Annotated in this window: 13 protein-coding genes; 11 read left to right on the top strand and 2 right to left on the bottom strand. The window is 66.9% G+C overall.

The genetic code is table 11. The features are described from left to right. The first annotated feature begins 43 nt into the window (after positions 1-43). The 3 genes from VH499_RS21460 (at position 44) to VH499_RS21450 (ending at position 2,450) form a co-directional block, all read left to right on the top strand. The gene (locus tag VH499_RS21460; RefSeq protein ID WP_332054803.1) at positions 44-913 is read left to right on the top strand and encodes an ABC transporter permease; all 870 of its coding nucleotides are present in this window, start codon (positions 44-46) and stop codon (positions 911-913) included. Next, positions 903-1,676 (top strand): ABC transporter ATP-binding protein, encoded by a 774-nt coding sequence (locus VH499_RS21455; protein WP_332054802.1) that lies wholly within the window; start codon positions 903-905, stop codon positions 1,674-1,676. The genes VH499_RS21460 and VH499_RS21455 overlap by 11 nt, the downstream gene beginning before the upstream one ends. Before the next feature lie 390 nt (positions 1,677-2,066). Beyond that, positions 2,067-2,450 carry a DUF1330 domain-containing protein gene (locus VH499_RS21450; RefSeq protein ID WP_332054801.1) on the top strand — a complete coding sequence of 128 codons (384 nt, stop codon included), beginning with the start codon at positions 2,067-2,069 and terminating at the stop codon, positions 2,448-2,450. A gap of 157 nt (positions 2,451-2,607) precedes the next feature. Here the strand turns inward: VH499_RS21450 and VH499_RS21445 are convergent, their stop codons facing one another. Next, the gene (locus tag VH499_RS21445) at positions 2,608-3,246 is read right to left on the bottom strand and encodes a hypothetical protein (protein WP_332054800.1); all 639 of its coding nucleotides are present in this window, start codon (positions 3,244-3,246) and stop codon (positions 2,608-2,610) included. A 262-nt stretch (positions 3,247-3,508) separates the two neighbouring features. On the opposite strand from VH499_RS21445, the gene VH499_RS21440 reads away from it, so the two are divergent. From VH499_RS21440 to VH499_RS21405, 8 genes are all read left to right on the top strand, one after another. Beyond that, complete coding sequence (locus VH499_RS21440) at positions 3,509-4,357, top strand: TauD/TfdA family dioxygenase (protein WP_332054799.1); 849 nt, start codon at positions 3,509-3,511, stop codon at positions 4,355-4,357. Positions 4,358-4,496: 139 nt separating this feature from the next. Further along, the gene (locus VH499_RS21435) at positions 4,497-4,721 is read left to right on the top strand and encodes a hypothetical protein (RefSeq protein WP_332054798.1); all 225 of its coding nucleotides are present in this window, start codon (positions 4,497-4,499) and stop codon (positions 4,719-4,721) included. A 250-nt stretch (positions 4,722-4,971) separates the two neighbouring features. Continuing rightward, positions 4,972-5,913 carry a hypothetical protein gene (locus VH499_RS21430; protein WP_332054797.1) on the top strand — a complete coding sequence of 314 codons (942 nt, stop codon included), beginning with the start codon at positions 4,972-4,974 and terminating at the stop codon, positions 5,911-5,913. A 169-nt stretch (positions 5,914-6,082) separates the two neighbouring features. Further along, positions 6,083-8,029 (top strand): serine/threonine-protein kinase, encoded by a 1,947-nt coding sequence (locus VH499_RS21425; protein ID WP_332054796.1) that lies wholly within the window; start codon positions 6,083-6,085, stop codon positions 8,027-8,029. A 102-nt stretch (positions 8,030-8,131) separates the two neighbouring features. Beyond that, positions 8,132-10,516, top strand: coding sequence for a peptidoglycan-binding protein (locus tag VH499_RS21420; protein WP_332054795.1), 2,385 nt, complete (start codon positions 8,132-8,134; stop codon positions 10,514-10,516). Positions 10,517-10,651: 135 nt separating this feature from the next. Continuing rightward, on the top strand, positions 10,652-10,990 hold the full coding sequence (locus tag VH499_RS21415) for a hypothetical protein (RefSeq protein ID WP_332054794.1): 339 nt from the start codon (positions 10,652-10,654) through the stop codon (positions 10,988-10,990). 206 nt (positions 10,991-11,196) lie between these two features. Continuing rightward, a complete protein-coding gene (locus VH499_RS21410) occupies positions 11,197-12,681 on the top strand; it encodes a hypothetical protein (protein ID WP_332054793.1) in 1,485 nt (494 codons plus the stop codon). A 154-nt stretch (positions 12,682-12,835) separates the two neighbouring features. Beyond that, complete coding sequence (locus VH499_RS21405; RefSeq protein WP_332054792.1) at positions 12,836-13,924, top strand: serine/threonine-protein kinase; 1,089 nt, start codon at positions 12,836-12,838, stop codon at positions 13,922-13,924. 576 nt (positions 13,925-14,500) lie between these two features. Here VH499_RS21405 and VH499_RS21400 read toward each other — a convergent pair. After that, positions 14,501-15,043 (bottom strand): sugar O-acetyltransferase, encoded by a 543-nt coding sequence (locus tag VH499_RS21400; RefSeq protein WP_332054791.1) that lies wholly within the window; start codon positions 15,041-15,043, stop codon positions 14,501-14,503. Positions 15,044-15,070: the final 27 nt, after the last annotated feature.

The following is a 15,070-nucleotide window of genomic DNA, read 5'->3' as shown; positions in this document are numbered from 1 at the left end:
CCCTTCGGAGGTCCTTCGGCCAAGCGAGTAAGAATTGCCGCTATTGCACATAGTTGATGGCAAGACCGTCGACGCAGGAAAGCGAACGATTCTTGCGCGCTTTGCCTCCTTCCTTTGCGATCCTTTCGTATCGGCTTGGCGGCACCGCGACCTCATCGACGCCATTCTGCGACGGGAACTCGCCGAGCGCTTCAAAGGCTCGGTCGCGGGCTGGGTCTGGGCCATCACGGCGCCCCTGCTGTCGCTGATCGTCTATACGGTGGCCTTCAGCGGCGGCCCGGTGCAGCTTCCCGGCGGCAGCGCCTCCGGCTCGAACTTCGACTATGCCCTGTTCATCTTCGGCGGGCTGATCGCGTTCAACTTCTTCACCGAGATGGCCTATCGCGCGCCGTCGCTGCTGCACGAATACGCCCACTTCATCAAGCAGACCATGTTCCCGGCCGAGATGCTGCCGATCATATCGACGCTGCGCGCGACGGCCTACGCCACGATCGGCCTGATACTGATGCTGCTGGCCCAGTTGGTGCTGACCGGTACGCTGCATCTCACCGTGCTGCTGCTGCCGCTGTGGTACGTGCCGTTCGTGGCCTTCCTGATCGGGTTGACCTGGACGCTTTCGGCGGCGGGCGCCTTCACTCGCGACACTGCCTATCTGATGATGACCGTGGCGCCACTCCTGATGTTCGCCACGCCGGTATTCTTCTCCACCGACAGCTTCTCGCCGACGCTGAAGCTCGTCTTCTACCTCAACCTGCTGACGGGCTTCATCGAGGTGCTGCGCGACATCGTGGTCTTCGGGCGGCTGCCCGATCCGCTGGTCTGCCTGTGGGTGATGTTCTGCTCGCTCGCGACCTTCTATTTCGGCTTCTGGTTCTTCGGCAAGCAACGGGACAGCATCGCCGATGTCATCTGAGCCAGACGTCATCATCCGCGCCCGCCATCTCAGCAAGGCCTATCGCCTCTACGGCAACGAGCAGCAGTGGATGAAGCAGGTCCTGTTCGGATCGTGGCACACCTACTACCGATCGTTCTGGGCGCTGAAGGACATCAGCTTCGAGGTTCGGCGCGGCCAGTCGCTCGGCATTCTCGGCCGCAATGGCTGCGGCAAGTCGACCCTGCTCCAGATCGTATGCGGCATGATCCGCCCGACACGCGGCGAGATCTGGGTCAGCGGCCGCATCGCACCGGTGCTGGCGCTGGGCGGTACCTTCGATTCCGAATCCACGGGACGCCAGAACGTGCTGATCGGCGGGGCCGTGCTGGGCCTCAAGCGGCCGGAGATCCTTGCGCGCCTGGACTCGATCGCCGAGTTCGCCGGCATTGGCGATTTCATGAATCAGCCGGTCAAGCTCTACTCGACCGGAATGCGCATGCGGCTGGCCTTCGCCATCTGCGCCCATATCGATCCGGAGATCCTCGTGGTCGACGAGGCGCTGGCGGTCGGCGACGCCGCTTTCCAGCGCAAGTGCATGGACTGGATCGACGCCTTCCGCAAACGCGGCACGCTCCTCTTCGTCAGCCATTCCACGGCGGAGGTCCTGCGACTCTGCAAGCAGGCGCTGTGGATCGACGACGGCCGCGTGCGCGCGCACGGCGACACGCTCGACGTCATCCGCGCCTACAGCAAGGCCTCGCGCGTCGAGCACGACGACATGAAGCGTTTCTCGGCGGTGTGACGGCGCTGGAACACGCACCGCCTGGCCGGGCGCTGCAACCCGATCGTCGAACGTGTCGTTGAGAAAGGGCGGGTCGTGCCCCTCCCTGTGACGGCCTGTTGTTTCTTCCCCAAAACCTCGCCGCCTGCCTGCGCAGGCGGCCTTCTTTCGCTCGCTCGCCGTTGGCGGCGCCCGGGGAGAACCCACACCGATCCTCGCCGGCGCCGCGCCGCGCTTGCAACGGTCAAGGAAGGCTCGCGGCGCGAGCAGCCTCCCGCGCCCCGCCGGAGCGCACCAGTGACCTTGTTGGGCCCGCCGCGTGACCGCATTCGCTTGTGCTCATCTTCCGCCGCATGGCCAGGAGAGGCGTAAGATGGGAGGCTGCATCGTCGTTTCGAAGCGGAGAGCTCTTTGAGAACCTTTTACAGCGTCACCTTGTCCATGCTGATGGGCGCGGCCCTCGGCGCCGCCACGGTAGGGATGCTCCATGCCGAAGCGCGGCCTCCGGCCTACGTCGTGAACGAGGCCGACGTGATGGATGTCGCGTCGTTCGACAAGGACTATTTGCCATCGGCTGCCAAGGCGCTGATCGCCGCCGGCGGCACCTTCGTCGCCCGCAACGGCAAGGCCGAGTCGCTTTATGGCGTGCCGCCCAAGCGCATCACCATCGTACGCTTCGACAGTCTTGCCAAGGCCGAGGCGGCCTACAATTCCGAAGCATACAAACGGGCCAAGGAGGCCGGTGACCGCAACGCCGATCTTCGCATCTACGCGGTCGAGGGTCTGCGCGACTGACGCGGCGCGCCCGCGCTATGGCGACAACGTCCCCTTCCCCGCGGGCACGCCGGTCGGCTGGTGCGCGCCCGGTTCGTCGACGGACCGCCGCACCCATTTCCGCGGGGCCAACGCGGCGCCGACGATGGGCGGCGCCACTGCCCGGGCGATCATCCCGCTACGATGCCACCGCTTCGCTGAGCGGCGCCGGCTCTTTCAGGAAGATCCATCGCAGATCGGGCATCCGGCTCGTGGCGGAAGCGCAGAAGCGCAGGCCTTCCGCATCGAGCGTCTCGGTCGCCGACACCACCGCATCGATCGACATTCCCTGAGCCATGAGATGATCGAACACGGCAGCCGCCTCGCCGACCGAGGCACAGCCGACCACATCGTCGCCGCGCAGGCGCAGATCGTCCTCGATGGCGATGCGTTGCGCACGATCGGCCTCGATCAGGAGCACATTGAGCGTTCGCGCTTCCAGGGCATTCCGGGCCACGAACCGCGCCGACACGCCGGCCTCTGCCAGCATCGCGACCAATGACTCGGGCTCGCATCGCCGCGGCAGGCGGATCACCTTGGTGTCGCAGAACCGATCGATCAGCGCCCGCTCGAACCGGGCCGCAGCGCGGTTGCCGAGCCTGTTGCCGAACAGCACCGTATCGGGCGCCGCCTCGTCGCAATCGACGTAGCGCAGGACTTCGTCAGCTTCTTCCAGGGAACTGCACACCGTGACGCGGTAGGCTTCCTTCAACAGGGCCTGCACCAGGGCGACGCGCTGCCCGTCGTCGCTCTCAATCAGCAAAATATCGCGCTTCATGAAAAATAACCTTCCGATGAATCAATTTGATCGACAGAGGCGAAAACCCGCCTGAGCTTGAAATTCACGAGACTTGGAAAAATTCGTGGGTCGCGAAACTACCAATAAAGGTCACAGAAAAATCATACCAGATCGCCCCGATTCAGGCAATGATGCCTTAACTTGGGCCAGAATCTGCGGCCATCTGTATCATATCGCAAGAAGAATGCAATCTGTCTCGCTTTGCATCGCGATATTGCATTCGATGTGAATAGACGCTCCCATGGAGATCAACCCTCTGACGAAGCCCGGGGCCTGCCACCGCACGGGGGTCGAGGTGTCCGGCGTCAAGCTCTCGCAGCCGATGGGCGCCGAGGACAAAGCCCGCCTCAACCGGGTATTCGTCGAGCATGGCGTGCTCGTGATCCGCGATCAGAAGCTCGCGCCCCGGGAAATGCTCGAGGCCGTCAAGATCTTCGGGTCGGTGTTCCAGCAACACAATACGCGCTTCGCCCTGCCCGACTGTCCGCAGATCCACTACCTCTCCAACCAGGACCGCTTCCCCGACGGACGGCGCTACGTTCCCGGCGAGGGCTGGCACACCGATCACTCCAACGACAGCCGCCCGCCGAAGGCGACGGCGCTCCATGCCGTTGCCCTGCCCGAGCGCGGCGGCGACACCCAATTCGCCAACATGGCGGCGGCCTACGAGGCGCTGCCGCAACAAACCAAGCGGCGGATCGCCGGGCTTGTGGCGATCCACGTCTACCAGAGCAGCCACAGCGCGCGGAAACTCATGGCGCTGCCGCAGGCCGGCATGGAGCGCGTGCCGAACGCGGTGTTGCATCCGATCACGCGCACTCATCCCGAGAGCGGGAAGAAGTCGATCTACATCAACCCGATCCGCATCGAAGGCATCCTGGGCCTCGATCACAGGGAGGCCCTGCCGCTGCTCGACGAATTGCTCGAGCACGCGACCGCGGAGCGCTTCCAGTACCGCCATGTCTGGCGGCCCGGCGACCTCGTGATCTGGGATAATCGCTGCCTGTTGCACAAAGCCAACGGCGACTACGACATGAGCGAGACGCGCTATCTCTACCGCGTCATGCTGCAAGGCGACGTGCCATGCTGATGCCCGGGGACCGATCCGGGCAGGGCGAGGCCCATCAGCTCCCGACAGATGTTCGGCATATGGCCGAGGTCGATCCGATATATTGGAACAACCTCGCGAGCCGGCGCATTATGGCGGGCGACCGCGACCGGAGGCTGCTATGGCCGACACCCTCACACCGCTGATCCGCGACCTGCTCGAATGGATCGCCAAGCAACCGCGCACGCACGCCGAGGTCATCGACGGCTGGCGCACCTCCTGCCCGCGCCTGCCGGTGTGGGAGGAGGCGACCGACCACGGCCTCGTCGCACGCAAGGGACGGATGGTGGAACTGACGGCGCGCGGCCGGGCCTTCCTCGAGGATCATGGCGCCAGCAACGCGTAAAGGTCACCGACCTCGACGAACTTTCGACACGCTGCGCACGCTTCCCGGCTTCGCCGGGCTGGCAGCTCGTGACATGACGGTCCGGCACCAGCACCGTCAGGACGTTCACCACCACGCGCCACTTTCGACAGCGTGACGGTTGATCGCCCGAGGCTTCCACACGCGATCCGTGATACTCTGGCCGCATCGACATCGTTGAAGCATGGTGGAGGGCGTGACCGTCCGATATGCGGAATCCTCGGCTCTACCGATGACGACTGCCGTCCCCTTGTCGACGATCGCAGCGGCGATGCGCGCGTCCAATGCCCTGTTGCTCGACCTGCTCGCCGAGATCACCTCGGGCGAGGATCCGCTCGACCGCATCATCCTGGCCGCGGTGGCCCAGGCCAACGTCGAGGCGTTGGCCACGGACGCCGGCCTGCTCTGCCGCTACGGCACGCTCGAAGCCTTGCCGCCCGATGAGCTGCGCCGTCCCGTGAGCATCAGCGCCGTAGCGGCCAGGACAGGCGTGGCCTTCGAAACGGTGCGCCGCCGCATCCGGCGTCTCGTGGCCGAAGGATTGTGCGAGCTCAGCGACGAGGGCATCCGCATCCCGTCACGCGTGATCGCCCGCGCCGAACACGAGGCCGTGGTCAAGCGGACCTACGAGCTGACGCGCACGCTCTATCGGCGGCTCAAGGCGAACGGTTGCCTCGGAGAGCTCGCGCACAGGCATGTTCCCGCCGCCAGCGGCGCGCCACCTGTCCGGGCCGTGACCCGCCTCGCCTTCAGCCACTTCCTGCGGATGGTCGCGGGCCTCGTGCGCGCCATTGGCGACCTCACCACCGCCTTGATCCTGCTGGCGACGCTGCGCGAGAATTCCGAGCACACGGCCGACCTGCCGTCCGTCGTCGTGAGCAACGGATTGATGCCGGACGAACTCAAGGTTCCGACCAACGCTGCCACGATCGCGGCGGTTCTGGGTCTGGGTGAATCGACGGTCAGCCGCCGGCTGACCCGCCTGGTACGCGAAGGCCGCTGCCTCAAGCGCAGGGGTGGCGTGATCGTCGCCACCGCCTACGTCCAGCAGCCGGAGATCATGACCCTGCTGGAGTTCAACTATACGAGCCTGCTGCGCCTGTTCGAGCCATTGCAGCAGCTCGGCGTGCTGAACACGTGGGATGACGAGAGCGAAGCCGGGTCGGCTGCATAGAGGGACTTGATCACGCAACACCGCCCGGCCGGAGGAGCCGGATTGCCGCACGCCGCGACCCTTTAGCACGGCAATTCAGCACGTTTCGACCGATGGACCCAACTTTGTCACGGGATATCGGGCAACGCCACTGGTACCCCGGCGCTCGGTAACTACACTCGCGCCAGCAATGACTCCTCCAGATGAGATGGGGCCGGGCCCGCGCGACGCCGACGTCGTGCTGCGGCCGGGGCAGGCGATTGGCCGTTACAGGATCGAGGCGCTCCTCGCGGGAGGGGCCGTCGGCTTGACCTATCGCGCCCGCGACATGCGGCTGGGGCGCGAGGTCATGATCAAGGAATTCCTGCCGCCGGCGCTGGCAATGCGCGAGGCGAACGCGACCGTGGTGCCGCGCTCCAACAAGACGGCTGACGAATTCGTCCGCGGCCGCCGGCATTTCCTGAACGAGGGCCGCATGCTGGCCTCGCTTCAGCTCGCTCCCTGCGTGGTGCGGGTGCTCGACTGCATCGAGGCCAACGAGACCGCCTATATCGTCATGGAGCAGGTCCAGGGCGTCACGCTCGAGCGCCGGCTGAGAGAAGGCAATCGCCTGTCGCCCGCCGAGCTCGATCGCTTGCTGTGGCCGCTGCTCGAGAGCCTGGAGCGGGTTCACAGCCGTGGCTTTTTTCATGGCGACATCAATCCGGCCAACATCGTGCTCGACGCGGTCGGCAAGCCGACGCTGATCGACGTCGGCACTGCCCGCACGCCGTCGGCTGCTGCCGTCACGCCGGGTTACGCCGCGCCGGAGCAGATGGGCGGCGGCAAGCAGGGGCCGTGGACCGACATCTATGGCCTTGCAGCGACCTTCTATCACGCGCTGATCGGTCATCCGCCTCCCAGCGTGCGCGATCGCTTGCCGGAGGACAGCTGCCAGCCCCTGAGTGTGCTCAAGCCGGCAGGTTTTTCGCCGGCGATGCTCGAGGGAATCGACACGGGACTTGCGTTGCGCATGGCCGACCGGCCGCAATCGATTGCCCAGTGGCGATCAATCCTCTGGCGGACCGGAAAATTCGGCGCATCAGCCGCTGCGTCGCAGACCGACACGACGACGACGGCACCGGCGCAGGCGTTCCGGGCGCCGCGCACACGGCCCCCGGCCGAGACTGCCGACTCGGACATCCCGCACCACGCGACGCGGACCCACAGACGCGCCGGTTGGCTCGGCGTCGCGGCAGCGTCAGCGCTCGCACTGGGCGGCCTGACCTACTTCCTTTTCGCCATTCCCTCGGCTGTGCCCACCGAGGCGACGGCGCCCGTCAACGGCCAGCATGCGGTCGATCTCGAGCACCGTCGCGCCGAGCAGGCTGCCGCGCAGGCGAAGGCCATCGCCGAAGCCACGGCCGCAGCCAAGCGCCAACAGGAAGAAGCGGAGCGGCAGCGGATCGAGGCCGAGAAGGCCGCCCTCCGCCGGGAAATCGAAGCCGAATTCCACAGAAAGCAGGAGGCGGCGGCCGAGGCGAGGCGCAAGGCCGAGGCGGCCGATCCCAAGGTCGCCCAGGCGGCAGAGGCGGCGCTCAAGCTCACGCAACTCGATCGCCAGCACGTCCAGGCGGCCCTGAGCGGGCTCGGCTTCGACACGCGCGGCATCGACGGCGCGTTCGGTCCGCGCACCCGTCAGGCGATCGCGGCATGGCAGAAGAACCGCAACGACCCGCCGACCACCTTCCTGACCGCACGAGAGAAGGATGCCCTGTTCAAGGAGGGCGCCAAGACGATCGCCGCGTTCGACGATCAGCAGAAGAAGGCAGCCGAGGCAGCCGCCAAGGAGAACAACCCGTTTGACGGCGACTACGCCGGCGCCGTCAACGTGTCGACCGGCGACCAGCCCGTTTCCCTGCGCGTGGTTGGCGGCAAGGGTTCGGGCCGGTGGAAGGTCAGCGGTTGCGGGACGGCAACATTCACGCTTTCGATTACGCCCGACGGCGCTGTCGGACTGGACCTCAAGGGCTACAACCTGCAGTGCGAGCCGCTCAGCCAGCACTACGATGGCCAGATGGCGAGCAACACGGTTCAGTTCACGTTCGGCGGCAATGGTGACCCGGCGGGCGGGCTGACGCTGACGCGGCAGGAATAGGACCAATCCCGCGACGCGACGGCCGGCCACCGCGCGGCCTTAGCTTTGTCACGGACGGGTTGCTGGAACGGCGCAACGCCGTATCCCTACACTTGCGTCGCCATGCCGCTTTCCGACGACTTATCGATGCCGGGCGCCAGCCCGTCCGGCGACGACGGGCATCCACAGCCCGAACCGGCCATGGTGCATGCAGTCGCCGAGGCGGAATGTGCGCCCCTGTCGCCCGGCGAGACGGTCGGTCGTTACGAGATCGTGGCCCTCCTGGGTCAAGGCTCGCTCGGTCCGTCCTATCGCGGACGCGACCGCGAGCTGGGCCGCGAGGTCATGATCAAGGAGTTCCTGCCGCCGGCACTGGCGACGCGATCCGCGGGCGCCAGGATGACCCCGCGCTCGCCCGAACTTGCTGCCGACCTCGACCGTGCCCGCGAGCGGTTCATCGAGGAGGCGCGCAATCTCTCGACGCTGCAGGGCGCACCCTTCCTCGCCCGCGTGGTCGATCTGGTCGACGCCAACGACACCTTCTACGTGGTCCTCGATCTCGTCGCCGGGATATCGCTCGAGGACCGGCTGCATGGCGGCAAGTGTCTGCGTCCCGGGGAAGTCGACCGCTTGCTGCGCGCACTGCTCGAGGCGCTGCTGCAGCTGCACGACGCCGGTCTCCTGCACGGCGACATCAACCCGGCCAACATCATGCTCGACATGTCGGGCCGGCCGACCCTGGTCAACGTCGGTGGCGCGCGGCTCGCGAGCGCCGTCCGGATGCCGGCCCTGGCGGCGCTTTCGCGCGCAGAGTATGCGGCGCCGGAGCAAGTCGACGACGACACGCCCGGGCCATGGACCGACATCTACAGCCTTGCCGCCACCTTCCATTGCGCAATCGCCGGACACCCTCCGCCCGGCCCTGCAGCACGTGCACATTCGGACAGCTATCGGCGGCTGACGACGCTGGCGCCGAGCGGCTTCGCGCCCGCCCTGCTGGCCGGCATCGACAGAGGCCTCGAGCTCGCTCACGACGACCGGCCGCAATCGGTGGCCGAATGGCAGGCCATGCTATGGCCCGCCAGCGGGCCGCGTGCGGTGATGGCGGCGCTGCCCTCGCAGGTGGGGGTGCTCCCTCCCGAGCCACGACGCGTGTCGAGTGGCCGCCGCCCCGCCTTCTGGATCGCCGCGGCGGCCGCCGTCTCGATCGGTGTCGCCGCAGCGGGCGGATTTCACGAGCTCGGAGGAACGCAACTTCTCCTCGATGCCTTCTCGCCGCCACCGAAGTCGGTCCGCCCTGCCGGCACGGACGAACGCACCAGGCTTGCCCTGGAGCATACCGAAGCGATGGCGCACCAGGCGGCGCTCGACGAGATTCGCCGCAATCGGGCGGCCGAAAGGGCGGCTCTCGACGCCGTCGAGGCGGAGATGCGCCAGCAGGAGGCTGCACGCAAGCAGGCCGAGGCCGACGCCACGGCCGCCGCTCTGCGCCGCCGACAGGAAGAAGAGCAGGCCATCCTGAAGAAGCTCGAGGCCGAGGCGGAGGCCAAGCGGCAGGCCGACGCCGCGGCGGAAGCCAAGCGCCGCGCCGACACGGAAGCCGAAGCCAAGCGCCTCGCCGAGGCGGAAGCCAAACAGCAGGCCGACACCCTCGACCTCAAGGCAGCCGAGGCCAGGGAGAGTGCGCTCCGCCTGTCGAGGCTCGACCGTCAGCATGTTCAGGTGGCGCTCAACGCCCTCGGCTTCGATGTAGGCAATCTCGACGGCTCGTTCAGTACGCAGATGCGGCGGACGATCGCCGACTGGCAGCGCCGCCACAAGGAGCCGCCGACCGGCTTCCTGACCTCGGCACAGATCGAGACCATGCTGAGGGACGCGCCTCAGGAAGCCATCGCCGATTTCGACGCCCTGCAGGATCCCCGCCGCGCCGAAGCGAACGAGGTGGCGCTACGTCTCAGCCCGCTCGACCGCCAGCACGTGCAGGTCGCGCTCGCGTCGCTCGGCTTCGACCCGGGCGACATCGACAGCATCTTCGGGCCGCGCACGCGGCAGATGATCGCGACCTGGCAAATCACCCGTAACGACGCGCCGACCGGCTTTCTTACCTCGATCCAATTGCAGGCGCTGGCGAAGGACGGCGCGGCGGCGATCGCCACCTACGACGACACGCTGGAGCCGACGCGCGCCGAGGCGCGCGAGGTCGCGCTCAACCTGTCGCCGCTCGACCGTCAGCGTCTGCAGGTCGCGCTGACCGCGCAGGGCTTCGATACCCTGGGCACCGACAGCCGGTTCGGGCCGCGCACGCGGCAGATGATCGCGGCCTGGCAGAAGGCGCACGACGAGCCGGCGAGCGGCTTCCTGACTCAGCGCCAGGTGCGGACGCTTCTCGACGAGGCGGCCGCGGCGCTTGCCAGGTTCGACAGCGCCAGGAAGACGGCGACCGCCAAAGGGCGCGATGACGGCCCGCCGGCCGATGCCTCCCTCGCTCAACCCGACACCACGCGCTGACCGACGCCGCCAGCACGCGGCTGGCGCGTGATGCTCACGCCATCGGGGTCGCGTCTTGCTGTGCAGGATCACAAGGATGACAGCCTGCCGCCACCTCGAGATCACGCACGCCAGCGCTGTCGCGGTGGTAGACGAGTGATATGGGCGCAAGCGGCGCGGCTGAACGAGATTTCGCGCGGCAACGATCCCAGCTTCTTCTACCGCGTGCAGGGACCGGCGATCGCCGGACTTGATTCGATCGTCAACTTGCCGGTCGCCGGCGCCGGCCTCACCGGCGCGCCCTACATCGAAGGGCGCGTCGTCGATCTCCATGTGCGCTCGCCGGCCGCGGCCGTCCTGCACCAGCGCGCCGAGGCGACCGAACCCGAGCGGCGGCCGGTGCCGGAATTGCCGCGCGATTTGCAGGCACGGCTGGCCGTCCTTCGCGCGCATCATCCTGCCCCGGAGCGTCCTACACTGACTCACGAGCCGTAGCCGCGCCTGCGAAAAAGTTGCGCGTTCCCTGCGCGTCCTGCCTCGTGCCGGCGCCACACCGATGACACGGGCCACCTGCCGCGCCGGGTGCTAGTCGTCGGCCATATCGCGCCATCCCGGTGTCAGCAGAGCGCCGTTCGGCGGGCCGGGCTCGACGACAAAATACCAGAGAGGAGGAAACTCGGGGGTCTGAAGGGATTCAGACGATGGCTCATGCGCTGGACTACCGGCGAAGCGTTTCCCACCTGGACTGGTTCGGAGCGACGAGGACCAACGCCGCCCGGATTCGACAAGGCGCCGGCATCAGCGGCGCCGACATGGCGCTCATCCTGGTCTTTCTGATCGGCCTCTATACCCACTACACCATCATGATCTCGGCCAAGGTGCCGTTCCCGTCGGTGCCATCGGGCATTGCCGGGCTGACCCTGTTGTGGCGGCGCCGGCAGCAGATCTCGGAGAAGGCGTTCATCGGCTATCTCTTCATCCTCTTCCTCTACCTCGTCTCCATCCTCGTGGCGCCGAACGTGTCGTTCCTGTCGCGCCGACTGAATGGGCTCGTCCAGCTCGTCTATTCGCTCACCATCGGCTACGCGCTCTTCCTCACCGTCGTGCAGGCGCGTCGAACCCAGATCGCCGGCCTGTTCCTGGCGATCGCCCTCGTCATCGTGATCGGTTGCCTGCTCGAGGACTATACCGGCCTGCGCGACATCAGCGACCATGTCCGCCAGGCCATCTATCAGCGCGGCGTCTACGAGAACGACCTGCGGGACATGGTCCTGTACCATCGTGTGCGGCCGAAGTTCTTCGCCTCCGAGCCGGCAAGCGTCACCTTCTGCTTCTCGCTGTTCACCTTCGTCTGGTTCGTGGTGAGCCGCTGGCGCTGGAAACTCGTCCTCTACGTGGCGCTGGTGGCGCTCGGTCTGTTCGCCATGCCGGGCCCGACGCTGCTGCTGATGCTGGTCCTGATCCTGCCTTACCTGCTCTTCCTTGCCAGCCGTCACAACGGACGTCTGAGCTTCCTCAGGCTGTTCAAGGTCGCAATCGTCGCGGTGTTCTTCCTGGTGGCATTCGTCGTGGTCGGCCTGTCGGTATTTCACAATCGGATCGAGCAGGTGGCTGCGGGCAACGATCCCAGTTTCTTCTACCGGGTGCAGGGACCGGCGATCGCCGCAAGGGAGATACTGCGCGACTACCCGATCACCGGCGCCGGGCTCACGGGCGAGCCCTTCATCGAAGCCCGCGTCACCAACATTTACGTGCAGTCGCCCGCCTACTCGACCGCCTGGCAGATCGTCTCGCCGGCGACCGAGCTCCTGATCAACTACTTCTGGCTGCACTGGATCTATCTCGGCCTGTTCTTCGGCATCGTCATCACCGCGGCCCTCACGACCTGGCTGTTCGCCCTCGGCATTCCGAGCGCCGCCTTCTGCTGGATGGCGTGGGCGATCCTGGGTCAGGCCTCCGGCGCCTATGTCGGTCCGACCTGCTGGGCGGTCATGTTCCTCTGCGGCGGCGCAGCCGTGCTGCATCAGCGGGCGGCCCTCGAGCCCGCGCGCCTGCGCTACGCCCGGCTTCCGGACCTCCGGGTCCGCCTGGAGGGCATCATCTCTCCACTGCGCAAACGTCCGCCGGGGCGTCGTGCGCGTCGGCCGGAACGTCGCGAGCCGCCCTGGAAGCCGGCGGCGCATTGACGGCCATTTGCAGACCCATCATTGGCGCCGCGCCCCGATTAAGGCTCAACTTTGTCACCGTCGGCAATGCCATCGGCTCTTAAGGTCGCATCGAATGGTCCTCGTTCCCGCCGCCAGATCATCCGACTCGTCCCGGAGTGCGGAGACTTTGCCGATGGGCCAGGCACGGCATCTGAGCGATGCCGCCTTCGTGACGCTCTGGCCGGGCGACATGATCGGCCGGTACGAGGTGATGTCTCTGCTCGGCTGCGGTGTGCTCGGGCCTACCTATCGCGCGCGCGATCCCACGCTCGGCCGCAACGTCGTGATCAAGGAATTCCTGCCCTGGACGCTGGCGTTGCGGCTGGATGGCACGAACGTCGTCGCGCAGCCCGCGACCCTGGCCCCCGATCTCGACTTCATTCGCGCGCGCTTCGTCGAGGAGTCCATGCGACTCCGCGAGATCCCGCCGGCGCCGTCCGTCGTCCGGGCAATCGACCTGTTCGACGCCAATGGCACGTCCTGCGCGGTCTTCGATCTGGTGTCCGGCATCAGCCTCGACATGCGCGTGCGCACCGGAGGCGCACTGCGTCCGGCGACCGTGCAACGTCTGGTGAGTGCCTTGGTCGAGGCCCTGGCGCACTTGCACGACGAAGGCCTGCTCCACGGCGACATCCGCCCCGCCAACGTGATGCTTGACCTGATCGGCCGGCCAACCCTGATCGGCTTCGCCAACGCGAGGGCGGCCATGGCATCGCGGCTGCCCGAGACGGCGGCATCGCTGCGGGTGCCGGGTTATGCCGCGCCCGAGCTTGTGCGCGGCGAGAAGCCTGACACCGCCACCGATATCTATGCGCTGGCCGCCACGATCTACTACGCCATCACCGGGCGCGCGCCGCCCGATGCCGTCGAACGCCTGCGCGCCGATCGATACGAACCCTTGATCGGCCTCGCCCCCGCAGGCTTGGCGCGCGAGCTTCTGGCGGGCATCGACAGGGCGTTGGCGCTCCATCCCGGCGACCGGCCGCAGACGATAAGTGTTTTGCGCGCGCTGCTCAGGCCGAGAGCGCCAGCACGGCCGCCCGCGTGGAAGGCTCTTTCAATCCGCCTATGGACGGCGGCGGCCGCCGCGGTGCTGGTTGCCGTGCCGTCCAGCAGCATCGAGCCGCCGGCTTCGCCTGCGCCGCAACCATCACGATCGGCCGACGCGCAGGCCGACGGCGCACAAATGAACGGCGCGGGACAGCGAGTTCACGAACCATAGGGTGAGCCCGTGCTTCTTCATTTGGTCACTGGCCATCGCGCGCCGCCGAGATACCTTGCGGGCGTTGCCGGCACACACCCCAACCTTGTGTCGGCAGCGGCGCCGGCGACATACTGACCTGTCGCCGGCGCCTTCACCTTCCCACCCCAAAACTGCTTGCTCCGTCCCGTTGCGTCAGGCGGTGCCGAAAGCCTCCGAACCGAGCGTGGCCAGCGCACGACGAGGAATGGGACATGCCTCTCCTCGAGCAGCCGCGGGACCGGCGAGGGCCGGCCTGCTGCGAATGAACGCGCAGGCCCCTTGCCATGTCGTGGCTGGTTCCACACCCAGACCATCCTCACTGCGAACGAGACGACTCAACCTTTCGGCGATGAGGAAGTTGTCATCGATGATCAGCACCCGCGCTCCCACCAGCTTCTTGCGCTGCCCCTGCGTAAAACGATGCTCGACCGCGCTTCAGCGTGCAATGGCCGGGCTACGGCACGGCTCGTGGCGTCCGGACTTATGCACAACCACCGGCAGGATTTGCATGCGGATAGTATGTCCGCATTCTTGGCCGACCCAAACGGTACGAGGTCAGCGCGGGCGCGCAGGATTGCCATGGACCATCGCGCCCGCCGCGACGCCGCGAGTGACGACACTGCCGGCACCCACAATCGCGTCGTCGCCGATCGTCGTGCCGGGCAGCAGGATCGCGCCGCCGCCGATCCACGCGTTGCGACCGATCGAAACCGGACGACCGAACTCGACTCCGGACTTGCGCAGTGCCGCGTCGCGCGGATGGTCGGCGGTGTAGATCTGCACCGCCGGACCGATCTGCGTGCCGGCGCCGATCGTCACGGCCACGACATCGAGGATCACGCACCCGAAGTTCAGGAAGACTCCGCCACCCAGCCGGATGTTGAAGCCGTAGTCACAGTGGAACGGCGGACGGATCACCGTTCCCTCACCCGCCTCGGCAAGAAGCTCGCGAAGCAGCGCGAGTCTCTCGGCATCGGTCATGGCGAGCGCCGCGCCGTAGCGCGCCATCCACGCTCGCGCGCGTGCCTGATCGGCTTGCAACTCGGGATCGGCGGCGTTGTAGAGCTGGCCGGCCAGCATCTTCTGTTTTTGCGTCATGCACGGTCCCTCGCACGAATGAAAAGT

It is taken from the genome of Reyranella sp., from assembly GCF_036558665.1.
Classification (GTDB): Bacteria; Pseudomonadota; Alphaproteobacteria; order Reyranellales; family Reyranellaceae; genus Reyranella.
Note: the sequence above shows the minus strand (reverse complement) of the source record. Positions and strands in the feature narration are given on the sequence as shown.